Source organism: Daejeonella sp., assembly GCF_030684675.1.
Classification (GTDB): Bacteria; Bacteroidota; Bacteroidia; order Sphingobacteriales; family Sphingobacteriaceae; genus Daejeonella.
This window is the reverse complement of the sequence record NZ_JAUXXZ010000026.1, coordinates 25240-48625: the sequence shown is the minus strand read 5'-3', so window position 1 is coordinate 48625 and position 23386 is coordinate 25240. Positions and strand designations below refer to the sequence as shown.

Annotated in this window: 17 protein-coding genes; 7 read left to right on the top strand and 10 right to left on the bottom strand. The window is 40.3% G+C overall.

Features of this window, described 5'->3' with window-relative positions; all coding sequences use genetic code 11:
• Positions 1–279 precede the first annotated feature (279 nt).
• A complete protein-coding gene (locus tag Q8M41_RS04895; RefSeq protein ID WP_305364130.1) occupies positions 280–2070 on the top strand; it encodes a c-type cytochrome in 1791 nt (596 codons plus the stop codon).
• 25 nt (positions 2071–2095) lie between these two features.
• Entirely contained in the window at positions 2096–3865 is a 1770-nt protein-coding gene (locus Q8M41_RS04890) for a c-type cytochrome (RefSeq protein WP_305364129.1), read from the top strand.
• A gap of 20 nt (positions 3866–3885) precedes the next feature.
• Here the strand turns inward: Q8M41_RS04890 and rlmF are convergent, their stop codons facing one another.
• From rlmF to Q8M41_RS04840, 10 genes are all read right to left on the bottom strand, one after another.
• A complete protein-coding gene (gene rlmF / locus Q8M41_RS04885) occupies positions 3886–4803 on the bottom strand; it encodes a 23S rRNA (adenine(1618)-N(6))-methyltransferase RlmF (protein ID WP_305364128.1) in 918 nt (305 codons plus the stop codon).
• A 442-nt stretch (positions 4804–5245) separates the two neighbouring features.
• Positions 5246–5845: a TIGR04282 family arsenosugar biosynthesis glycosyltransferase gene (locus Q8M41_RS04880; RefSeq protein ID WP_305364127.1), complete on the bottom strand. Its 600-nt coding sequence runs from the start codon at positions 5843–5845 to the stop codon at positions 5246–5248.
• A gap of 6 nt (positions 5846–5851) precedes the next feature.
• Positions 5852–6901: an arsenosugar biosynthesis radical SAM (seleno)protein ArsS gene (gene arsS, locus Q8M41_RS04875; RefSeq protein ID WP_305364126.1), complete on the bottom strand. Its 1050-nt coding sequence runs from the start codon at positions 6899–6901 to the stop codon at positions 5852–5854.
• Positions 6902–6907: 6 nt separating this feature from the next.
• Positions 6908–7243, bottom strand: a complete 336-nt coding sequence (locus Q8M41_RS04870; protein ID WP_305364125.1) for an arsenosugar biosynthesis-associated peroxidase-like protein — start codon at positions 7241–7243, stop codon at positions 6908–6910.
• A gap of 125 nt (positions 7244–7368) precedes the next feature.
• The gene (locus tag Q8M41_RS04865) at positions 7369–8046 is read right to left on the bottom strand and encodes a helix-turn-helix transcriptional regulator (protein WP_305364124.1); all 678 of its coding nucleotides are present in this window, start codon (positions 8044–8046) and stop codon (positions 7369–7371) included.
• Positions 8047–8278: 232 nt separating this feature from the next.
• Complete coding sequence (locus tag Q8M41_RS04860; protein WP_305364123.1) at positions 8279–10216, bottom strand: OmpA family protein; 1938 nt, start codon at positions 10214–10216, stop codon at positions 8279–8281.
• Between the two features lie 82 nt (positions 10217–10298).
• Positions 10299–12566 carry an ice-binding family protein gene (locus Q8M41_RS04855; RefSeq protein ID WP_305364122.1) on the bottom strand — a complete coding sequence of 756 codons (2268 nt, stop codon included), beginning with the start codon at positions 12564–12566 and terminating at the stop codon, positions 10299–10301.
• A gap of 124 nt (positions 12567–12690) precedes the next feature.
• On the bottom strand, positions 12691–13209 hold the full coding sequence (locus Q8M41_RS04850; RefSeq protein ID WP_305364121.1) for an AraC family transcriptional regulator: 519 nt from the start codon (positions 13207–13209) through the stop codon (positions 12691–12693).
• Between the two features lie 363 nt (positions 13210–13572).
• On the bottom strand, positions 13573–14835 hold the full coding sequence (locus tag Q8M41_RS04845; protein WP_305364120.1) for a DUF1501 domain-containing protein: 1263 nt from the start codon (positions 14833–14835) through the stop codon (positions 13573–13575).
• Positions 14836–14852: 17 nt separating this feature from the next.
• Positions 14853–16832 carry a DUF1800 domain-containing protein gene (locus tag Q8M41_RS04840; protein WP_305364119.1) on the bottom strand — a complete coding sequence of 660 codons (1980 nt, stop codon included), beginning with the start codon at positions 16830–16832 and terminating at the stop codon, positions 14853–14855.
• 298 nt (positions 16833–17130) lie between these two features.
• Here Q8M41_RS04840 and Q8M41_RS04835 point away from each other — a divergent pair, with 298 nt between their 5' ends.
• The 5 genes from Q8M41_RS04835 to Q8M41_RS04815 all read left to right on the top strand — a co-directional run bounded on the left by Q8M41_RS04835 (position 17131) and on the right by Q8M41_RS04815 (position 23325).
• Positions 17131–18189, top strand: coding sequence for a glycoside hydrolase family 2 TIM barrel-domain containing protein (locus tag Q8M41_RS04835; protein WP_305364118.1), 1059 nt, complete (start codon positions 17131–17133; stop codon positions 18187–18189).
• A gap of 185 nt (positions 18190–18374) precedes the next feature.
• Positions 18375–19463, top strand: a complete 1089-nt coding sequence (mnmA, locus tag Q8M41_RS04830; RefSeq protein ID WP_305364117.1) for a tRNA 2-thiouridine(34) synthase MnmA — start codon at positions 18375–18377, stop codon at positions 19461–19463.
• Positions 19464–19603: 140 nt separating this feature from the next.
• Complete coding sequence (gene topA, locus Q8M41_RS04825; RefSeq protein WP_305364116.1) at positions 19604–22186, top strand: type I DNA topoisomerase; 2583 nt, start codon at positions 19604–19606, stop codon at positions 22184–22186.
• Positions 22187–22218: 32 nt separating this feature from the next.
• A complete protein-coding gene (locus Q8M41_RS04820; RefSeq protein WP_305364115.1) occupies positions 22219–22623 on the top strand; it encodes a hypothetical protein in 405 nt (134 codons plus the stop codon).
• 60 nt (positions 22624–22683) lie between these two features.
• The gene (locus Q8M41_RS04815) at positions 22684–23325 is read left to right on the top strand and encodes a YceH family protein (protein ID WP_305364114.1); all 642 of its coding nucleotides are present in this window, start codon (positions 22684–22686) and stop codon (positions 23323–23325) included.
• The last annotated feature ends 61 nt before the right edge of the window (positions 23326–23386 follow it).

Sequence of the window (23386 nt, the reverse complement as noted above, 5' to 3'; positions counted from 1 at the left end):
AAAGAAAAAAGAAGCAAAAAAGAAAAAAACTGTGGAAATATGGAAAACTCTATCGAGTTTACCACATTCCCACAGTTACAACAATAATAATAACAGGTTTGTATACCTTTAAAAAGTCAACCTTATTCAGGCACGGACATGCTGACAACTGATAACAGGTAACAGACAACTAACTACTCTGTAAAAAATAAGATAGAAACCTCCAATACAATTTCTTTTCAATAGACTTGTATTGCAGGATTTTCAGCACCTTCTTTTTAGACGATAAAACCATTTGAAATGAATAAAATACTACAATCTGTTCGCCAACAAAAAATTTCAAAACTCTATGTCATAGCATTATTAGCTGTGTTTTTCATTGTGTATGGATTTACACTTTACCAAACACCTAAATTGCCTCCGGGTGATCCGAATAATGCAGGACTGGTTCTGCCCGATGGATTTGAAGCCCTGGCAGTGGTTGATAGCCTGAAGGGTGATGCAAGGCATCTCGCAGTAAACAGCAATGGTGATATCTATGTAAAAACCCGTTTGCATGCACTTACCGAAGGTTATGGCAATGTGGCTTTAAGAGATACTGATGGTGATGGCAAAGCTGATATCATTACTCATTTCAACAAATATGAAAGCGGGCAGTATGGTACTGCAATGAAAATCCATAATGGATATCTCTATTACAGTTCCAACCTCATTGTTTACCGTCAGAAACTAAAACCAGGTCAGTTAGTACCTGACAGTAAGGTAGATACGATTGTTATCGATAACCCACCAGGGCATTCCCACCAAACAAAACCTCTGGCATTTGATGGTAAGGGTTATATGTATGTGGGTTGGGGAGCAGGTTCTGATGTTTGTACCAACGGTCGTCCGGGATCTATGGGCGCTGGAAAACCGGATGCAGTTATACCAGGTGAAGGCTGTCCTCAGTTAATTGACCATGGTGGAATCTGGAAATTTGATGAGAATAAACTGAATCAAAAACAGGAACAAGGTTTAAGATATGCGACAGGCATGCGCAGTATTGTTGGAATGGACTGGGATAAAGCCAGTAACTCCCTTTATGCAGTGGTTCATGGAAGAGATAATTTCAGAATGCTTTGGCCGGGAATGTATACTCCATGGGAAAGTGCAGTTCTGCCATCTGAAGAGCTGTTTAAAGTCCACCAGGGTATAGACGGTGGCTGGCCATACTACTATTATGACCATATGAAAGGAAAGAAATTACTTAATCCTGAATATGGCGGCGATAAGATGAAAGAAGGTAATGGTGCTAAATTAACCAAGCCGGTTATGGGTTTCCCTGGTCATTTTGCTCCAAACGATATTCTTTTTTACAAAGGTAACCAACTTCCGGCCAGATATAAAAAAGGTGCATTTGTAGTCCTGCATGGCTCTACAATCCGCCAGCCATACCCTCAGGGGGGATATTTTGTTGCATTCGTTCCAATGGTAAACGGAGTCGTTACCGGTCCGTGGGAAGTATTTGCAGATGGATTTATTCAAACTGATCCGGTATTAACTGCAAATTCAGCAGGTTACCGTCCAATGGGAATTACCGAAGGTCCGGATGGTTCTTTGTATATCAGTGAGACAGAGAAAGGAAAGATCTGGAGGGTAATGTTTAAAGGAGATAAAACAAAATTCGGAGCTGCTCAATTGGCAAAAATGGTGCTCAGGAAGAAAACTGCCAGCAATATCAAAGATCCTGATCCGATAAAGGATGATCTTGACCGCGGTAAACCAGTGGTTGCATCAGCAGTTTACACGATGTATTGCGGTGCCTGTCATCAGCGTGATGGAAAAGGTGATGGCGGAAGATTCCCTCCTTTAAATGAATCTGAATGGGTAAATGGAGATAAGACCAGACTAATTAATGTAGTTCTTAAAGGTTTGTCCGGTCCAATTACTGTTAAAGGATTGCCATACAGTGAAGCCATGCCCGCACATGGCAGCTTCCTGAATGATGATCAGGTAGCAGAGGTATTGACCTATGTCCGCAAAAGCTGGGGAAACAATTCGGATGCAATAAGCCGTGAAGAAGTTGCAGCAGTCAGACGATCAGGGAATTAATGGTTTTAGATAGATCTTAGACATTGTGCTGAAAATTTCTCTCAATCGAAAGAAGTCACTGTATTATGGTGCTGCAGTATTTGCAGGCATTTTGACAATCTTTGGATTTAGCCATTACCGGCAGCCCGCTTTACCTGTTGGTGAGCCCAATAATGCCGGACTCTATTTGCCTGATGGCTTTGAAGCCTTAGTCGTAGTGGATAGTTTAAAAGGTAGCGCAAGACAACTTTCGGTAAACAGCAATGGCGATATTTATGTCAAAACACGCTTTCATGCCCGTACTGAGGGATATGGAAATGTGGCTTTGCGTGACACCGATAATGATGGCAAAGCAGATATCATTACACATTTCTCAAAATATGAAAGCGGTCCATTTGGAACTGCAATGAAAATCCACAATGGATATCTGTATTTCAGCTCAAACCTGATGGTATTTCGGCAGAAGCTGATTCCCGGACAGCTCCTCCCCGAAAAAAGAATCGACACAATCGTGATTGATAATCCCCCGGCTCATATCCATCAGGGAAAATCCATTGCTTTTGACGGCAAAGGATACATGTTTGTAGGCTGGGGAGCCGGATCTGATGTCTGTGCTGACGGAACTCCGGGTTCCAAAGGTCAGGGTAAACCAGATGCTGTAATTCCGGGTGAAGGCTGCCCGCATCTGATCGATCATGGCGGTATCTGGAAATTTGATGAAAATAAATTGAATCAGGTTCAATCCCAGGGTCTGAAATATGCTAATGGAATGAGAAGTGTGATCGGAATGGACTGGGATAAAACCACGAATTCACTCTTTGCAGTAGTCCATGGCAGGGATTATTTGCACATGCTTTGGCCAAAACTATTTTCTCCCTGGGAAAGTGCTGTACTGCCTGCTGATGAGTTATTCAAGGTAGATCAGGGAATTGATGGCGGATGGCCTTATTATTATTATGATCAGATAAAAGGAAAAAAACTCTTAAACGCGGAATATGGAGGGGATAAGATCAAAGAAGGAAATGGAGCCAAATTAGTGAAGCCTCTGGTAGGATTCCCCGGACATTTTGCACCAAATGATCTTTTATTTTATAAAGGAAATCAGCTGCCAGCACGATACAAAAATGGAGCATTTGTTGTCCTCCATGGGTCTACAATCCGCCAGCCATACCCTCAGGGTGGTTATTTTGTGGCCTTTGTTCCAATGGTAAAAGGTGTAGTTACCGGTCCTTGGGAAGTTTTTGCTGATGGATTTATACAAACAGATCCTGTAGTAACTGCCAATTCAGCTGGTTACCGTCCGATGGGAATTGCCGAAGGGCCGGATGGTTCTTTGTATATCAGTGAGACAGAAAAAGGAAAGATCTGGAGGGTGATATTTAAAGGTGATAAATCTAAATTCGGGACTACCCAATTAGCTAAAATGGCTATCAGGAAGAAAACTGCCAGCAATATCAAAGATCCTGATCCGATAAAAGACAATCTTGAACTGGGTAAACCTGTTGTTGCATCGGCTGTTTATACGATGTACTGCGGTACATGCCACCAGAAGGATGGCAAAGGAGATGGAGCCCGCTTTCCCCCTCTTGAAGGTTCAGAATGGGTAAATGGCGATAAAAGCAGGCTGATCAGAATTGTGTTGAATGGTTTATCGGGACCAATAACAGTTAAAGGCATACCATACAGCGAAATCATGCCTGCACATGGCAGTTTCCTCAACGATGAACAGATCGCAGAGGTGCTGACCTACGTTCGTAAAAGCTGGGGGAATAATTCTGATGCTGTGACTAAGGCTGAGATTGAGGCATTAAGATAGTAGATAAATCATTGACATACTTATTCCACAAAAGTCCATGCCAGCATCCTGCTCGACTTCTGTCCCTGTTTCATATCAACCGTTCTAACCTCTTTTGCACCCAACCTTTCCAGGGCCTTATAACATGCAGTTAAAGTTTCTTTTTTTGAGACCAGAGAAGTATACCACCGAACTGATTGGGCATAACGGGCACTCTCTTCAATCATCCTCAGAAGAAAACGTTCCTCCCCACCCTCACACCATAATTCTGCATTTTTACCGCCAAAATTCAGGTCGATTCCTTCCTTTTTATCTTTACCAAGATTTTTCCATTTTCGTGCAGTTCCTTCAGCGGCTTCCTTCATTGAGGAATGAAAAGGAGGATTACAAATACTTAAACTGAATTTTTCTCCCGGGTTAATGATATCTGTAAATATCTGATCTGCATTACGTTGCCTCCGGATACTTATGAATTTTGAAAGTCCATTAGCTTCAATAATATTTGTTGCAGAACGACTGGCAAGCTGATCGGTCTCAGAGCCCACAAAGGTCCAACCGTATTCATAATGGCCAATCAGTGGATAAATACAATTCGCCCCAACCCCAATATCCAGAACTTTAATATGTTTGCCCTTGGGAAGCTTTCCATCCGCTCCAATCAGTAAATCTGCTGCATAATGAATATAATCAGCTCTTCCGGGTATAGGCGGACATAGGAATCCTTCCGGAATATCCCATAAATCAACACTATAAAACTGCTTTAATAAGGCTTTATTCAGTGCCTTAACCGCATTTGGATCTGTAAAATCAATAGAAAGATCCTGAAATTGGTTTGGCGAAACATATTCTGCCAGTTCAGGGCAGGCTATAATTAATTCCGGGAAATTATATCGATGCCTGTGCCTGTTTCGGGGATGAAAACTATCTTTTTCTACAGGTATTGATTTCTTTTTGGGCATTCAGCTAAATTATCTAAATAACCTGAATTCGATATAAAGAAGGGTAAAATAATACAGTTACAATTGGCCAGATAAGGATCCGGAGCAAAAATACTTTTATTATGGAAACCAATACCTGTGTGTTATAGGCTGGTTCAGCCCTTTCCTCCGGTGTAGTTCCGGTAGGAAATCGCGTTCTATTTCAAATTACCAATAGCGGGAAGCTACATCCTCCGGCAAGGTTTATTTTACCCATTGCTGTTTTTCATTGGGACGGGTAGCCCGGCAAAAGGACCCTTTGCTGGTGCGCGCGTGCCGCGCGTTCCAGCAAAGGCAGAACCGAAGAGGCACAGACCCTGCTTTATAAAACAAGAGAAAATTATGCAATTTATACTTACCTCAGCAAGATTTTATAACGAACTCACCCTAAATGAATTGAGCTTCTGATGAGTACCGGCCTTATCTAAATTGAAATTCCATTTTCCTTAAGATCTGTGATATCATCAATATCACTGAGCTCTTCGAGTAAGGCATATGAAATACCCTGATTAATGAAATCTTTGATTGTTTTTTCAAAAACCTGATTCGTACTCCAGGGCTTATCGATAAATACTTCTGGATAAAATTTAGTTAGTCCAAGCAGATAATAGCCACCATCACTTGCAGGACCAATAACAGCTGCATTAGATTCGAGTAAAGCAACCGCCTCCTCCAGAGTTTCAGTTTTTAACTGAAAACAATCACTCCCAATAATGATAATCCGGGTAAAACCCTGATCAAAAAGCTCTTTAAAAGAATTATGCATTCGTTCTCCGAGATGATTTCCATTTTGTTTTCTTTTAGTATAACCGGGAACGCTCCAAAGGTCATAATCACTAACTTCATCAGCATAATAAATAAACTTTCTGAAACTTAAGCCTCTGGTAATTTCAAGGGTATGCTGAAGTAATTGAAGATAAATTGCAAGAGTCCGTTCATCACCAATATCTTTTGCCAGACGTGTTTTTACCTGTCCTGAGATTGGGTTTCTAACAAAAATCACTAAAGCGGTGGTGCTGAGCATGGTCATTTAAATTGTAAGGCTTCCTCCACAACTGGATCCTTCGCCTGCGGTACATCCAAAACAATGCTGCTTTACAACAATATTCCTGTTATTCAGTATCTCAAAATCAAAATCTGAGATATGCTGGCTATCTGAAGCGCTTACTTTAAGATCAAGCATTTGATTAAAATCGCAATCATACAAAGATCCATCCCAACCCACAGAAAGTGTATTGCGGCACATGAGATTTTGAACTGACGCAGGATTAAAAGCTGATATCAGTTTATCCATATATCTGCTATAGTTTCCAGAGCTCAATAAATAATCGAGATAGCGGCTTATTGGCATATTTGTAATCGCGAAAAGCTGGTTAAAAACGATGTCATATCTTGAAGCGAGTTCCATTTTATATTCTTTTTCAAGCGCTACCTGTGATGGAGGAAGAAAAGCTCCGGCCGGATTGTAAACCAGGTTCAGAACCAATCCGCTTCCCTCCTGTCCGTAACCCACGTGATTAAGCATTTGAAGGGCCTTGATAGAGTCTTCAAAAACACCATTACCACGTTGTCTGTCTGTACGATCCTGTGTAAAACCGGGAAGTGAAGAAACTACTTCCACCTGATGATGCTTAAAGAATTCCGGTAAATCATGGAAGCGTTTATTTGCGAGTATGATAGTCAGATTGCATCTCACCATAACATGCTTTCCAAGTTTCTTTATCTGCTCTACCAACCAGCGAAAATCAGGATTAAGTTCAGGAGCACCTCCTGTTAGGTCAACTACATCAATATTCGAGTTTTTAAGCGCATCCAGGCATAATTGCATCGTGATGCGGCTCATCATTTCCTTTCGGTCAGGTCCAGCGTCTACATGACAATGCTTGCAGGTTTGGTTGCACATTTTTCCAAGGTTCAACTGCATGATGTCGATGCCTGAGGCCTTTAATGGATATATTCCGCTAAACGCTAGTTTTTCACTAAAGGTCAGATGAATACTCCCAAGGGAATTTTCAAGCACCTCAAGCTGATTTTCCGAATCCGCTAAAGGATGATGCAAAACTTTTAATGATTTAATCATACACTATTACATTCCAATTTCTTTGACTTTGTTCATCATCTGTACACCATGAACAAGAACCGCACCACCTTTTATTGCAGAGGCCACATGGACGGCTTCCATCATCTGGGCCTCACTATAGCCCTTTTCAAAGGCATCACTACTATAAGCATCAATGCAATATGGACATTGTACAGCATGCGCAACTGCTAATGCAATCAGTGATTTTTCTTTTGCTGTCAAATGGCTGTCCTTAAATACCTCACCATAGTAAGAAAAAAATTTATCGGCCAGTTCTTTCTGGTATTCAGCGATATTACGAAATTTTCCAAGATCACTGGCCTTGTAATAATGATTTTCCATCTTTTATAATTTTTAATATCGGTTTGCTTTATTTACGTGCAAAACTAGTTTTTGGCTTTAAATAATAGGAACTAAACGGCTTAATAACCAAATCTCATATTTTGATCAGGTATAAGCAATCGTTCTCAAATCAGGTCAAATGAACGCGCATACTGACTTAACTCAAAATAGGATTTTGTTTCCAGCTTCTTTCTGATATTCTTACGATGGGTATCTACTGTTCCTATTGAGATAAAAAGCTCTGAAGCAGTTTCGGCAGATGATTTTCCCAATGCCATATACTTAAGTACTTCCCGTTCTCTTTTACTTAGTCTGCAAAAACGATTATAATTGTGCCTGAGAAAATTATTTTCATCCAGAAGTTTGCCTGCCTTGTTGACCATATGATGCATCGCATCTATCGGAAATGACATCGTAATGGTATACAATGGTCTGCTTTGCTCATCACGATAGAATATCCTCGTGCTGCTCATATGCCAGGTCCAATCCAAATGCTCACGGTATCTCACCTGCTGAAAATAGGTAATGATCTCATCATCGTTATTTCTTTCAAGTAAGCCTAAGATTTTCGGAACATAATCTTTTGCATCTGATTCATTAAAATACCGGGAATAATAATCTTCTGCTGAGCTGTTCAAAATTTCTTCCATACTGATTTCCAGCTGTTCCAATCCCATCTTCGACATCCACATCACCCTACCCTGAAGATCATGAATAATCACCACTGTGGGTATCAGGTGCTCTACCGATGCAATTTGTGCTATTTGCTGCTTAAAATCTGTGAAATTTTCGGCCTCTTTCATGTTTAAATCAAAACGCTCCGTTTATTATCAAATCCCTCAAGATAAATAGATAAATGGATATAAAATCAGTATTGAACAACTGAAATCAGGAATACGCTCTAGTTCAATCAATTAGTTTTTTATTATCCTCCCAATTGAAAGCGAATCTTGGAGAAGAGGTGATTTTATTTTTATTAACAAAAAAGGACGGGATTTCTCCCGTCCTTTGAAAACAAAAAAAGATTTTTGTACTTTAATTAGGAACAATATCGATAATTACTGTTCTGTTATAGAAACGCTCTTCAGGAGTGTTGTTATCAAATGGTGATTGATTGATATCTTCTCCATAACCAATGGTTTCATAACGTACATTTCTCTTGCCTGCAGCGTTCAAAGCACGCTCAATTATTTTTTGAGTTTGCATAGCTCTGCTTTCAGACAATGTATTGTTATATTCATCAGATCCGATGATGTCGGTATGCCCATGAATAATCACTCTTGAACCATCTGGAATCAGGGGAACAACTGTTTCGACAAGGAATTTTTCATAAGAATCAATGGTTTTTGCTTTATCGAAATCGAATAAAATACTAAAGCGATATGCTTTTTCTAATGTCTCGGTTTGACGCTCCAAACGAACCATGCTTTCTTTCCTGACAGTTAAACCATTTTTGGTCTCACCAGTCATCACTACTTTATAATTGCCTTCAGCACGATCACCAAGGATATTATTACCCGGTACACTCACTACATCTCTTGTAAAAGGACCCAGATGTTGTGTGTTACCCTGATCATTTGAAATATCCATTGACCAGGTTTTCAGAATTTCTTTAGCTCCTCCTACCTGAAATACAACATGGCTATCCATTGGATCGACCTGAACTGCATCTATATTAACCGGCTTCATCATACCACCACCAACTTCAAGCATCAATTCTGGTGAAGAACTAACAATATCTACACGACGATCTCCCTCGCGAAGAAGTGTAAGTTCTTTTTTACCACCCGGTTGTTCTGAAGGAATTAAAGGTTTGGTACGACCATCTGTGGTTATTCTGTTCGCGTCAATGCCAAATTTATCAACAAGATAGTATTTGATAGCTTCTGCAAATTCTTTACCTTCTTTCGGTCCTTTTAATGAAGCACCACTTAAAGAAATGCTGCTTCCGGGATTTGATCGCATGCGATCACCGATAATATTCAAAATGTTATGGTAAACATTCATCTGTCTGGCAGAACGTCCGGTCATACTTTCAGTTTGAACACTTTGTAATTGTACTTCTCTGAATGAACTTGCCTGGTCTTTGCTCAGCATGACATAACGATTCGGTATTTGGGAAGATCCTTCATCAAAAAATACATAATTACGCAAAGGAAGGGTTTCACTTACCTGACGTTTTATCGGTACGTATTTAGGCGCGCGAACTGAAAAAGTAACATCGCGTACAGGCACTACAACCTGAGGTGCTTCAGGTATAACTGCAGTGGCTTTACCTTTTCCAAACTTTAATGCAACACCAGTTCTAAGTGTAGAAACCGACCAGCTTTCAATCGTACGGGTATCCTGTCCAAAATAAGGATGATAGGAAACAAAAGGAGATAATACTACTTTATTTTCATTGCTTGCAGGAGAAAGCTGGAATTCATAACCTACACCAACCTGACCAGACAATAGTGTGTTACGCATTGCACTTAATTCTCCATCCGTATCCGGCTGCTTTTCCTGGGTATATGAAAAGTCTTTACCTAAATTGAATGCTACGCGCGGACCTGCAAAAAAGTAAAGATTTGAAATCGGCGAACCAAGACGTATACTGGGTTCAACAGTTATATAACTCAGATTGGTTTCAAGTGTAGCCGGGCAGTTACACGGTGCGATCACATCATTAAACTGTCCACCACGGCCATCATAGCCTATATTCAGCATTCCTCCCCAATATGGTCCGGGGCGATATTCCATCAGGAATGATCCAAATGGCTTAATACCTTCACCCTTGTGAAATGCTGTCGGAACAAATAAGGAATTATTCAATCTTTGGGTTGTTCCGCTATAAAAATTGAAATTGGCCGCTCCCGATAGTCCAAACCACCAGGTTGGCTGTGAGGTCTGTGCCTCAGCCTTGCTTTGAGCAAACATGATCATCAAAACTAAGATGACCCATCGCTGCATTATTTTATTTATTGTTAACATGAGATTTCTCTTTAATATTTTGTGTAAATAATATTCCTTTTAAAATCTCCCCGGCATGGCCGGGGAAGATTCATTGAATTTGTTATGGCTTAATTACTGTACTTGCGTTCAATGTCACAGCAGTTTGTGCCAATAACCTTCCTGTAATTGTTGAACCAGTATTCATTGAAACAAGAGTTTTACTCAGGATATTTCCACTAACATTTGCGTTTGAACCGATGGTTGCCTGTCCTGATACCACCCAGAAGATGTTTTTAGCTTGCGCTCCACCTAATAATGTAATTTTCGCATTATTATTAATGGTCAGGTTCTGTGCAATCTGGAATACCCATGTATCATTTGGACCACCAGTAAGTGTTACACCAGCACTGGTTACTAATACACCCGTACTCCATTTGTAAAGTCCCGGAGGAAGAATTCTTCCGCTTATATCACCGGCATATAGGCCAACAATTGGCGCTGGAGTTGTTAAACCATTTGCAGTGGTAAATGCAGTTTCCATATCACTTACAGCCGTTGACATTTTAGAAGGAGTTGGAGCTGCATAATCAGAAGCATAGGCTCTTCCACTTACAATTGGAGTGGTGGAATACTGTCCGCTGGAATGCATAATCAAACCAAATCCTGTCATCCCGGTGGCAGCCATTGGACTAACGCCAATATCACCTGTAATGGCAGTAACACCAGTGGTTGAGATCCCTGCTTTCGATAAGATAGCGAAATCACCTGCTGTTCCAAGATTTACAGCTGTAGGTCCAACTGCAGCAAGTGGTGTGAAATTAGCAGTGATATTCTTATTGGCATTCATGGTCACAGTTAAAGGATTCACCGAACCTGTAGCGTCTCCGCTCCATGATGAGAAGGTATAACCTGCAGCAGGTGTAGCAGTAAGTACCACCGTACTTCCACTGGTATAAGTTGGCTGATTGGCAACTTTTGCAACCGAACCATTCACTGCATTAACTGTAAGAGTATACTGATTAGCAGGTATCGCAGTGAAATTAGCTGTGATATTTTTATTACTGGTCATGTTTACAGTAAGTGGATTCGTTGTACCTGTAGCATCACCACTCCAGGAGGAGAATACATAGCCTGCAGCAGGTGTTGCTGTTAGAACCACATTACTTCCGTGATTGTAAGTCGCCTGATCAGGTGCTTTTGAAACTGTACCATTTACTGCAGTAACAGTCAGCGTGTAGGTATTTAATAAGAAATTTGCAACCAAAGTTCTGTTAGCAGTCAAAGCGAACGTATAGTTCGGACTTGCAGAAACTACCGCTCCACTTGCCAGATCTGTCCAGTTTGTAAAGGTATAACCTGTATTTGCTACTGAAGTTATGGTAACTGATGTCCCGGCTGCATATGCACCTTCACCATCTGTTGTTCCACCTGCAGCAGGACTCGATGTTAAAAGAACTGCAAATTGTGAGGCCGGTATTGCCCTGAAATTGGCAACAAAGTTTCTATTCGCATTTAAAGTGAATTGAATGTTCGAGCTTGTAGAAACCCTTACACCATTTTCTGTCCAGTCGACGAAGGTATAACCTGCGTTTACTCTTGCTGATACGGTTACACTTGAACCGGCATCAAAAGAACCGGCTCCAATTGTTGTTCCGCCTGCAGTTGGATTAGCTGACAATACCACAGCAAATTTACCGATTGGAATAGGTTCAAAATTCGCGATAAGTGTTCGGTTTCCATTCATAGTGAACTGGTAACTCGCACTTGTAGAAACTGCCGGACCATTATCAGACTCAGTCCAGTTAAGGAAAGTATATCCAGCAGCAGGGACTGCATTTACTGTTACCACAGAACTTTGAGCAAATGCTCCGCCTCCTGTTACTGTTCCCCCAGCAATTGGATCTGCTGATACAGAAAGAACCGGAATTGTAGTAAATGTCCATACATAATCAGCAACCATCGCAGTACGTAATGTATCTGTAACAGATTTACTTATTGTTCCGGTATAGGTTGTAAATGGTAAAAGATCCACATCCGGATCAAATGTAAAAACAGCAGCATCAGCTGTTGGTGCTATTTTTCCTGAAATTTGGGTTGTTCCCTGCCTAATAACAAATGTTGAATTGTTAACGGTAGATCCCTTCATTACGGTATTAAATGTTGCTGTTATTACCTTATTAAGCGGCACATTAACAGACTTATCAATCGGATCGGTGGTAACAGTCGGACAAAGGCCAACAACCTCTCCTGTAAAGTCATCCTTCTTACATCCTGCAAGAAAGGCCACAAAGAGTAAAGCCATAAAAGCTATGGATTTGCTGATTGTATAATAGCCGTTGCTTTTACGCGTTTGAGAGCTATTATTAAAAACAGTAATTTTTTTGTTCATAATATATTTTTTATAGGTTCTTTATAGTCCCACAGCATGAATTCAACAGACCATAGGACCATAACAAACCTACCTAAGAAAGCCATTCTGAATCTTATACTATTCTGGAAAAAGATTACATAATTCACACATTCTGTCGCAGCATAGGACTGATAACAGTAATATTTTTATATTGGGAGGGGGTCATTCCGGTTATTTTTTTGAACTGTGACGAGAGATGCGCCACACTGCTGAAGTGCAGTTTCCAGGAAATTTGAGTTAAGGTTAACTCATTGTACAAAATCATTTCTTTTACACGGTCGATTCTGATTCTAATAATAAATTGTTCAATGGTGGAACCGGTGGTTTCAGAAAATATATTTGCGAGATAGGTGTAATCAAAATCAAGCTTATTACTTAAATAATCCGAAAAATTCGTTCTAAGCGGAGCATCAAACTTATAAACCAATTCAATAATGGTATGCTTAATTTTTTCTACGAGTATAATCTTTTTGTTATCGATTAATTCAAGTCCGGCACTTTCTAATGCAAGCCTGAAATCATGGAGTTGCTCAATGCTTGGAGTGTTAATTGTTTTAACCCTTCCCAGCTCAATTTCATGACAATAAATTCCAAGTTTTTCAAGCTCGAGTTTTACTAGCATTTTGCAGCGGGTGCAAACCATGTTTTTTATAAAGATCTCCATCGACCTTACTAAAGCAAAGGGAGTGCCCCGTTAATTAAGGTCTTATAAAATGCAAAACAGGGGTATCCGAAAAAGCTTATTTAGGAAAATTAGCAGGATTAATTAGTCGAAAAATCTACAATTAAGAAATAAAAAATCTAATTAGATAAAATTTTAAACTTTTAATTAATAGTCTTGACTTGAATTTAAATCGATTATCCGACTGTTCTAATTAAATGAATTGCTCATTATAGTGGAAATAGTGTAGTCTTTATAATAATGTAATATGTGATCTGATACTTTATACACCTGAAATTAAAGAAAGAAAATCTTTAGATATGATTACTTCATTACTCCTATGCTCCCGCCTTCAAAATCTGGAAACAATAGTTGCTTGTCTGCGATCTGAAGATGTCGTTCAGCTAACTCCGAGAAAATACTCCTGAAATCAGTAGTAACAGCCAGATCCCTTCCATCTTCCAGATTTTCTGGTGCAAGGGTATCCACTTTTCCATGTACAATTCCTCCGTTCACATCAGTCCCCAGTATAAAATTACAGGATGCACGACCATGGTCAGTACCACCAGTACCGTTTTGCTTCACCGTTCTCCCAAATTCGGTCATGGTCATTACAGTCAGATCATCCTGATAAACTTCCAGATCCTTCCAGAAAGCCATGATACTCTGACTCAGATCAGTCACAATCCTGGCAAATATCCCATTTGCTGCACCCTGATTAAAATGGGTATCCCAACCTCCTGACTCAGCAAATGCAACTTCGAGTCCCACATCCATTTTTATCAGTTGAGCGATCTGTTTCAAAGAATTGCCAAGCGGACTGCTTGGATAAACCACATCATTAGCAGGTTTATAATTTCTTACATCAGTTTTCTGAAGCATTTTAACTGCGTCAAAACTTTCTTTACCTGTGTTTTTTAATAATCCTGAAGCAGTTTGGTCATAAAGCTCTTCAAAGCTTTTCGAAATACGATTGGCGGTCATTTGATTACCCCGTAGTTGGATTGAAAAATCCTGCAGATTGCTGATTGCCAAAGCAGGCATTTCCCCATAAAATGAACGAGGCATTGATGAAGTCAGACTTACAGCCTGAAATGGTGTTGCTTCATGTCCGAGCAGACCAACAGCCCTGTTCAACCAGCCACTGGATGTTCCTTTATTAAAAGGTGTTCCCGATTCCATATAATCCTGGGCATCAAAATGTGAACGCGTATTATTGGGTGAACCCATTCCATGAACGATTGCCAGACGTTTTTCGCGAAACACTGATTCAAATGCCTGCATTGCAGGATGTAAACCGAATCGTCCATCAAGATCAATTAATGAAGGAATATTCCCGCTCTTAACTGCCTGCATAAATAAACCGGGTCTCGCGGCTTTCAGAAATTGATCATTAAAAGGGCTAACAGCCATCAAGCCATCCATAGCCCCACGCTGAAATATGCTCACCAGAATTTTCTTTCTCTTGAAAAGTGCTGGTTCCTGCACAAGATTGGCTGCCTGAGCTATAAAAGCGGGTATTCCGCCAATCCCAATCCCAAAAAGTGTGAGACCTCCTGCTTTTAAAAATGCTTTTCTTGATATCATGATCTCGTAATTTTATATCACTTCCTTTGAAACTCCGGAGAACCCAAAATCACCCCAACTACCTGTGCAAGCATCAAATTATCGGCATTTTGTGTTTGTCCCTGACTGTTTAACCTATTTCCCGAAATGGTTTTACTTATTTTTGGTTCTGTTCCATCACTCATCTGCCGGGCATCTTCATTTACCATTATTGCCTTTGGTTGTTGCACCACATTGAGTGATGCAGCCCTTTCAACCTTTTTAATAAGCTCAGGATCATTTAACATAGGAATTAAACGTGAGATCGTTTTTTCGAGATCCCGTTCAGGAAGAATTAATTCGCTATACTGATGCAAAGCAGATTCAGAACTTTCAGGTTCTCTGTTTTTATTCAAAGCAAGCAAGTTCAACATGACACCAGGAATCCGCTGAGCAGCAAGTGCCAAACCGAAATTCATCCTGTTCAGCAAAGAACCTGTATTAATCCAGTATTGTCCTTTATCCGGAAAACCGGTCGGAGCCTGATAAAAATACATTTTCTGACCCATTCTACTGATCCAGCTGTTCAACTGAAATGGTTGATTGACATCTGCATTCAAGCCTCTGACAGCACTTATAGCCAGTTCAAAAGGAGATTTTGTCTTCTCACGTATAGACTCAGCCGACCAGAATTCAGTGGAAGATACCATACGCATCAGGATCGCTGAAATATCACCATCCTTTTGCTTAAACGTTTCTGCCATCTTTTCAATCAAAGTTTCAGATGGATTATCATTAACAAATCGTACCGCTAGTTTACGGGAGATGAATTTCGCGGTTGAAGTATGATTAGCAAGCATTTTTAAAAGTTCAAAACCCTCTTCATAACCACCATTTGCAGGAAAAGCTTTACCCAGAACCACTTTTTCGCCTCTGTCATGCCGATTTGCAGCAAAAAGGAAATCTCCCTCTATTACAAAGCCTCTTTTCTTCAAGTTCTCTACTCCTGCTTTTTCAATCATATTTCTCAATGGATTTCCATAAGCATTGTCCATCGGGTAAACCGACCAGCCGGTAAGAACCTGCGCGGCCTGAGTTACATCCGACTGGGTATAACCTCCATCCACTCCCATAGTGTGCAACTCCATCAATTCGCGTGCGTAATTTTCATTCAAGCCTTGATTTTTTCTGTTCTGCTGTACTTTTTTCAAAGCTTGAGCTCTCATAGAATTGGTATCGGCCATTTGCATTCTTGCCTTTGCCAAAACCTGACTCCTGACATTATCATTTACAGTCATTATAGTACTCTCACTAGTCCCCGAACTGCTAAAATTATCCAGGAAGAAGAGCATAGCGGGAGATTTAGCTGTGGCAATGAGCAAATCTTCAAACCTGCCATTCGCATTGGGTCTGATCACATCCCGTTCATAGGCCGGGATATATTCAGCACAAATATTTTTGGTGATCGAAACGTTAAAATGGTTGAACCAGAAATCTGTTAAAACTTCCTGAAGCTGATTATTACTGTATACAGCTCTTAAGATCTTTTGATTAACAAGTTGCCTGAAAAGTTCTGCTTGCGGTCTATAACCCTTATCACGCATATATTCTACTAAAGTTGCATGGTACTTCTTCATGTCAGACAGATTAACTGAATCCTTGTTAATCAGACCGTCTTTTATCGCCAAACGTAAAATCTGTGCATTCTTGGGAAAGAGTTTAACCACTTCCGTATTGCTAAGATTGATTGCATCATATGATGCAAGCCTTTTATTCAACTCATCATCCTTCTGCCCGGCGGCCAATTGTTGAGAAAACCATTTCTCCAGTCCAATGTTAACCAGCTCATCAATATCCCCGGGACGGGCTCCGAATGTAAAACGATTCAATAAATGGGCAGCAGCCTGACGTTCGGTCAAACCAGCTTTTTTATAGGGAAATTTGATCCTGTCAGATTCAGAAATTTTGAATGATGAACCGACTATCAGGCAAAAAGCCAGAAAAATGGGCAGATAAAAAAATTTTAGAATATTTTTCATAGTGTTTATCCGAATTTCTTCCTTATGACTATCTAAATCGTCCAGGGATTAATTCTTCCTGAAATAATTGCTTTGCTCCAATCTAAGGAACATTGCCTCGAGGAAATTATTTAAAAATATAGAGAAAAGATTATCAAAATATAAATACCCGGTCGGCTAAATTAGATCCTGCATTATAATTTTACCATATTCCATAATTTATCCAGCAAATGGATTAAATTCATATTTTCCAATCTGTATTGAATATTAATATCAGGCGGCAGATCAATTTCATTGAAAGCAAAATCAATAATTAAAGATGAAGATCAAATACATCATTTTAGCTGCATTATTTATAACTGTAATTTTTGATGCAAGTGCACAAATTGCAGGTAAATGGAGTATAGAAAAAGCTAATAGCTGGCAAAAAGAGAATCCTTGGATCAACGGTGCCAATTTTATTCCAAGCACCGCGATTAACCAGCTGGAGATGTGGCAGGCTCCCAGTTTTGATCCCCAAACTATCGATCGTGAATTGGGATGGGCTGAAGGAATCGGCTTTAATACCATGCGCGTTTATTTACACAGTCTTGCCTATAAACAAGATCCTGTGGGCTTTAAAGGCAGGATCGATCAATACCTCAGTATTGCTGATAAACATAAAATCAAAACCATTTTCGTGTTTTTTGACGATTGCTGGAATAAGATTGGAGTCATTGGGAAACAACCCTCTCCTAAACCGGGCATACATAATTCAGGCTGGGTTCAGGATCCGGGTGATCCGAATTACAGGGAGACTGAGAACTTTTCTGCACTTGAAACCTATGTCAAGGATGTAATGCGTCATTTTGCTAAGGATAAGCGCATTCTTTTATGGGATTTATACAATGAGCCAGGCAATTCGGGCAAACTGGAAACTTCCCTGCCCTTGTTAACAAAGGTTTTTGAATGGGCAAGACAAGTTAATCCTGATCAGCCATTATCAGTCGGACTCTGGAGGTGGGATTTTGAAAAACTGAATGCATTTCAGGTCCTGAATTCCGACATCATAACCTATCATGACTATGAAGCAGCTGAATGGCATAAACGAGTTTTGCAAGTTTTAAAAACACATGGCAGACCCCTGATCTGTACTGAATATATGGCAAGGACAAATAACAGTACTTTCGCCAATACGATGCCCCTGTTGCAAAAGGAGAATATTGGTGCAATTAATTGGGGGCTGGTAGCCGGAAAAACAAATACAATTTATGCCTGGGATAAACCCATTCAGGATGGTGCTCAGCCTGAATTGTGGTTTCACGACATTTTCTGGCCGGATGGAAGACCATATCGTAAGGAAGAAACTGATCTCATCAAAAAACTGAATAATAAATAACCTTCAGTTTTCCCAAGAGGGCACACATCAGGCATTGGAAAATATCAGTTACCTCTAACAACATCCATCTCATATCTCATATTTCATATCTCATCCATAATTTACCCCAATCTGACCATCTGAATAGGCAAAACCCTTATCTTTGCAAATAATTACAAGAGGCCAGTATACGGCCTGAAATTTCAATGAGCAAAAAAGGAAGAGTACTGGTTGCAATGAGTGGTGGAGTGGATAGTTCTGTTGCTGCGGTTATGCTGCATGAACAGGGCTATGAAGTAATCGGCCTGACCATGAAAACCTGGGATTATGCTTCTTCCGGGGGCTCATCAAAAGAAACGGGTTGCTGCAGTCTGGATAGTATCAATGATGCCCGTGCCCTTGCAGTTGCCTATGGTTTTCCTCATTATATTCTGGATATCCGTTCTGAGTTTGGAGATTTTGTGATCGACAATTTTGTTGATGAATATATTGCAGGCAGAACCCCTAATCCCTGTGTTTTATGTAATACGCATATCAAATGGGAAGCCCTCTTAAAACGTGCTGATAAGCTGGATTGTGAGTTTATTGCTACCGGACATTACGCCAATATCCGTTTACAGGATAATGGCAGGTATGTGATCTCTAAAGGAAAGGATGAACATAAAGATCAGTCTTATGTGCTTTGGGGGGTATCTCAGGAAAATTTAGCCCGTACACAGTTTCCTTTGGGAAGCTTTGCAAAATCAGAGATCAGACAGATGGCTAAGGATATGGGACAATTCGAACTGGCCAATAAATCTGAAAGTTATGAGATTTGCTTTGTTCCAGATAATGACTACCGTGCTTTTCTAAGAAATAAGGTTCAGGATCTCGATGAGCGTATCGGTCCGGGAAACTTTATGCTCAGCGATGGCAGCATCGCGGGAAAACACCTGGGTTATCCTTATTATACTATCGGACAGCGTAAAGGATTGGGTGTAGCCTTTGGCCACCCTATGTTTGTAACACGCATACTTCCCGAAAGCAACACAGTCATGCTGGGTACGATCGATGAACTCGAGAAATCTGAAGCTCTGGTAAGAAATATCAATCTGGTAAAATATGACAGCATACCGGAACCAATCGAAGCTATAAGCAAGATCAGATATAAAGATTCGGGTGCAATGAGTACCCTGACGCAGGAAGGCGAAATGATCCGGATTAATTTCCATCATTCAGTATCGGGAATTGCACCGGGTCAATCGGCAGTTTTCTATGAAGGAAATGATTTGATTGGTGGTGGATTTCTGGTCTGACCTGATCCTTAATTGAATCCAATTCTTTTTAAAATTTTCGATAATTCTATCCTTTTTTAGTCCGGAAAATCAATTCTGCTGGACGCTTATTTGTCTTTCCCTTTTATAATCCCTTTATTTGCAGAATATCAAAGAATTTAATGGCCAAAAATTTACTTATTGTTGAGTCACCGGCAAAAGCCAAAACCATCGAAGGATATCTTGGAAAAGATTTTCTAGTCAAATCAAGCTATGGTCATATCCGCGACCTGATCAAGACCGATGATGCAATTAATGTGAACAACAATTTTGAACAGCGCTATGAAGTTCCTTCAGATAAAAAAGCCGTAGTTAATGAATTAAAGAAATTGGCTAAGGATGCAGAAATGGTATGGCTTGCATCGGATGAGGACCGCGAGGGAGAAGCAATTTCATGGCATCTATTTGAGACTTTGGGTCTGAAAGAAGATAAAACTAAGCGCATCGTCTTCCATGAAATAACTAAGACAGCCATTCTCAAAGCAATTGAAACACCCCGAAAGATTGATTATAATTTAGTTTATGCTCAGCAGGCACGAAGAGTTTTAGACCGTCTGGTTGGTTTTGAACTATCACCGGTATTGTGGAAAAAGGTAAAACCTTCCCTTTCTGCAGGACGCGTACAATCAGTTGCAGTACGATTAATCGTGGACCGTGAACGTGAAGTAAACAAATTCACCGCCACTGCCGCATTTCGTGTTGTAGCTGTATTTTCTACCGATAATCAAAAAGAAATTTTCAGGGCTGAATTGCCTGAGCGCTTTGAAAAAGCACCTGAAGCTGAGAATTTTCTGAAGGATTGTATTAATGCAGTCTATACCGTAAATAGCCTGGAAACCAGACCCACAAAAAGAAGTCCGGCTCCACCTTTTACCACCTCCACTCTGCAACAGGAAGCCAGCAGAAAATTAGGTTTTTCAGTTGCCAGAACCATGTCGGTAGCTCAGAAACTATACGAAAGCGGTAAAATCACGTATATGCGTACCGACTCGGTTAACCTGTCAGATACTGCACTGAATGCTGCTGCAGATGAGATCAGATCTGCATATGGAGAAAAATATCATAATTTAAGAAAATTTAAAACTAAATCTGCAGGTGCACAGGAAGCTCACGAAGCGATAAGACCTACCTACTTCGAGCAGCATAGAATCAGCGGTGATTCATCAGAACAACGTTTGTACGAACTGATCTGGAAGCGTTCAATTGCTTCCCAAATGTCGGATGCAAACTTCGAAAAAACTACCGCCAGAATTAATATTTCAACCCGTCCTGAAGAATTTGTGGCTAATGGGGAGGTAATGAAATTTGACGGATTCCTTAAGGTTTACTTTGAATCTAAAGATGAGGAAGAAGTTGAAATCAACCTCGATGAAGAAAACGAAAACTCGATTCTGCCCCCTTTAAGCAAAGGTCAGAAACTGAATTTACGTGAAATGAACGCTACTGAGCGTTATTCAAGACCACCGGCACGCTATACTGAAGCCAGTCTTGTTAAGAAACTCGAAGAATTGGGTATTGGCCGGCCATCTACTTATGCTCCTACCATTTCCACTATACAGAACCGGGGATATGTTGTCAAAGAAGAACGTGAAGGTAAAAAGCGTGATTTTCAGGTAATTAGCCTGAAAGATGGGAAGATTAGTTCAGCAACAAAATCAGAAAATACCGGAGCAGAAAAAAATAAACTATTCCCCACAGATATTGGTGCTGTAGTAAATGATTTTCTGGTAGAACATTTCAAGGGCATTGTTGATTTCAACTTTACAGCCAAAGTTGAAAAAGAGTTTGATGAAATTGCACAAGGATTAAAAAACTGGACAGAAATGCTCCGCTCCTTTTACAATCCTTTCCATACTGAGGTGGAAAACACCCTGCAAACTGCGAATAGAGCCAGCGGCGAAAGGGAGCTTGGTAAGGACCCTGAAAGCGGGAAGAAAATATCTGTGCGCATTGGAAGATATGGACCTTTTGTTCAGATTGGTGAATCGCAGGAAAATGAGGAGGATGAAAAACCACGTTATGCGAGCCTTCGTGCCGGACAAATGATCGAAACCATCACTTTACCAGAGGCTCTTGATCTCTTTAAGCTCCCCTTCCAGCTGGAAGATTACCAGGGTAAGGAACTTAGCGTGGGATTAGGTCGTTTCGGACCCTATATCAAATGGGGTGAAAGTTTCATCTCCTTACCCAAGGGTGAAGATCCACTTTCAGTGAATATGGATCGCGCTATTGAACTTATCGATCAAAAAAATATCGCTGAAGCTCCTATTGCCCAATATGAAAACCTGCCTGTAACTAAAGGTAAAGGTCGTTTCGGTCCATTTATAAAGTGGAATAACCTCTATATCAATGTCCCAGTGCGCTATAATTTTGAGCAGTTAGGTCAGACAGAAATCAATGAATTAATCAGTAATAAAGTCGAAAAAGAGTCCAACCGATTTATACAAGCCTGGCCATCTGAAAAAATAGCACTTGAAAATGGAAGATGGGGACCTTTCATTCGTTTTGGCAAGCAAATGCTAAAGCTTGGAAAGAACAAAAGCAACAACGACAAATACAGTCCTGAAGAACTGGCTTCACTTTCTCTCGAGGCCGTTAAAAAGCTAATCGAAGAACAGGTTCCCGATGCATTTGCAGCGAAAGCTAAGAAGGTTGTGAAGAAAGTAGCAGTTAAGAAAAGCACCAAAAAGCTAGTTAAAAAATAGGCGAAGGGATAGGAAATAAGGTTATATACCTCATGAAAAAAGATTTGCCTGAAAACATAGTCGAAAACGTAGCAATAGCTGTCGTTCTGGAATCCTCTACGCCAGAAGTTAAAAACTGGAAGGTTTATCTGCTGAACCTCAAGGATGAGCCTATTGAAACCGTCCTTGTAAGTTCTAAGGGATATGGTGAAAAAAATGGGAAACAGGTAAAAACATCTGTTTTACGTCATTCAATAGGTATGGTAGCTGCCCGGGATTATGTGGCCATTGAGCTGATTGATGAACAGGTTCTCGGCCTAACTAATGAATATTGGCTTAGTTATTATATCGGCGGACAGATTTTTGACAAGAAATTCATCTTTGTACCTGAAAGTATCATTGATACCAATCTAAGCAGAATTCCGCTGGTGAACATGCCTGGGGTCATGATTGGTTAGTCAATTTACCTAAATCAAAACCTCATATCCCGCAAATAAAATAGAACCTTATCTTTGGGAATGGATTCGAATCAAACCTTAGCCCAGCTCAACGCAGAAGAACAACGTGTTCTGGGTTCTCTCATTGAAAAAAGCAGAACCACTCCCGATTATTACCCTATGTCAATTAACGGTCTCCAGTCTGCGTGTAACCAAAAAACTTCAAGATCTCCTATTGTACAGTATGATGAAGAAACCATTGTTGAGACCTTAAATTCATTAAAGAAAAAAAGTTTAATATCCACTGCAACAGGTGGTTCCAGCCGGGTAGTTAAATACAAACATAACCTTGGAATTGTCTACCCGCTGGTTCCGGCAGAACTTGCTTTAATCGGTTTGCTCCTCCTCAGAGGTCCCCAAACACCTGGCGAACTGAATACAAACTCCGGAAGGTTATATGAATTTGAAAGCATTGAAGAAGTTCAGAGCACCTTGCAGGATCTTTCTAAAAGAGGTTTTGTAAAAGCACTTGAACGTCGCCCCGGACAAAAAGAAGTGCGTTATGTGCACCTGCTTGGAGACAGCGTCGAAGACACTAGTGATTATCAATCAGGTATAAACCCTGCATCTGCCGATCAGCTTAGTGCCCGGGTTGAAATCCTTGAGAAAGAACTTTCAGAATTAAAAGAGGCATTCAATAAACTCCTGTCTGAATTAACTTAGCCGTTTTCTAAGCTTATTTTTATAAAAGGTTTATAATGTGTAATTTTCTAATACTGATAAA

Bases quoted from the DNA above. Each gene is read 5' to 3' on its own strand.
- mnmA (WP_305364117.1), top strand. From the start codon at position 18,375: ATGAGCAAAAAAGGAAGAGTACTGGTTGCAATGAGTGGTGGAGTGGAT.
- Q8M41_RS04845 (WP_305364120.1), bottom strand. From the start codon at position 14,835: ATGATATCAAGAAAAGCATTTTTAAAAGCAGGAGGTCTCACACTTTTT.
- Q8M41_RS04870 (WP_305364125.1), bottom strand. From the start codon at position 7,243: ATGGAAAATCATTATTACAAGGCCAGTGATCTTGGAAAATTTCGTAAT.
- Q8M41_RS04860 (WP_305364123.1), bottom strand. From the start codon at position 10,216: ATGTTAACAATAAATAAAATAATGCAGCGATGGGTCATCTTAGTTTTG.
- Q8M41_RS04820 (WP_305364115.1), top strand. From the start codon at position 22,219: ATGAAAAAAGATTTGCCTGAAAACATAGTCGAAAACGTAGCAATAGCT.
- topA (WP_305364116.1), top strand. From the start codon at position 19,604: ATGGCCAAAAATTTACTTATTGTTGAGTCACCGGCAAAAGCCAAAACC.
- rlmF (WP_305364128.1), bottom strand. From the start codon at position 4,803: ATGCCCAAAAAGAAATCAATACCTGTAGAAAAAGATAGTTTTCATCCC.
- Q8M41_RS04880 (WP_305364127.1), bottom strand. From the start codon at position 5,845: ATGCTCAGCACCACCGCTTTAGTGATTTTTGTTAGAAACCCAATCTCA.
- Q8M41_RS04835 (WP_305364118.1), top strand. From the start codon at position 17,131: ATGAAGATCAAATACATCATTTTAGCTGCATTATTTATAACTGTAATT.
- Q8M41_RS04840 (WP_305364119.1), bottom strand. From the start codon at position 16,832: ATGAAAAATATTCTAAAATTTTTTTATCTGCCCATTTTTCTGGCTTTT.
- Q8M41_RS04865 (WP_305364124.1), bottom strand. From the start codon at position 8,046: ATGAAAGAGGCCGAAAATTTCACAGATTTTAAGCAGCAAATAGCACAA.
- Q8M41_RS04895 (WP_305364130.1), top strand. From the start codon at position 280: ATGAATAAAATACTACAATCTGTTCGCCAACAAAAAATTTCAAAACTC.
- arsS (WP_305364126.1), bottom strand. From the start codon at position 6,901: ATGATTAAATCATTAAAAGTTTTGCATCATCCTTTAGCGGATTCGGAA.
- Q8M41_RS04815 (WP_305364114.1), top strand. From the start codon at position 22,684: ATGGATTCGAATCAAACCTTAGCCCAGCTCAACGCAGAAGAACAACGT.
- Q8M41_RS04855 (WP_305364122.1), bottom strand. From the start codon at position 12,566: ATGAACAAAAAAATTACTGTTTTTAATAATAGCTCTCAAACGCGTAAA.
- Q8M41_RS04850 (WP_305364121.1), bottom strand. From the start codon at position 13,209: ATGCTAGTAAAACTCGAGCTTGAAAAACTTGGAATTTATTGTCATGAA.